General features: G+C 61.3%; 1 protein-coding gene. It reads left to right on the top strand.

Going from position 1 to position 362, the window contains the following annotated elements:
* Window positions 1–288, top strand: a 288-nt coding sequence (locus AC1DKV_RS40590) for an ATP-binding cassette domain-containing protein (protein ID WP_477139785.1), incomplete at its 5' end; no start/stop codon positions are given.
* Window positions 289–362 lie beyond the last annotated feature (74 nt).

The raw sequence follows: 362 nt of genomic DNA, 5'->3' as shown, positions 1-362 counted from the left end.
GAGCAGGCCATGGTGTCGATCGGCCGCGGATTGATGGCACAGCCGCGGCTGCTGGTCATCGACGAGCCGTCGCTTGGGTTGTCGCCGCTGTACGTGAAGGAAAACTTCAAGGTCATCCAGCAGATCAATGAGCTTGGCATGACCGTGCTGCTGGTTGAACAGAACGCGCGCCAGACGCTGGCGATTGCCCACCAGGGCTATGTGCTGACGCAGGGTCGCGTGGTGGCGCAAGGCTCGGCGCAGGCGTTGCGTGAGAATGACGAAGTGCGCGCCGCGTACTTTGGCTGAGTGTGCTGGCGGATCGATTCTGGAGACTGATGCCGTGGACCAATATCTCGATCTTCCCGTGCGTGAGCTGGTAG

This window comes from Cupriavidus sp. 05T41 (assembly GCF_056396525.1).
Note: the sequence above shows the minus strand (reverse complement) of the source record. Positions and strands in the feature narration are given on the sequence as shown.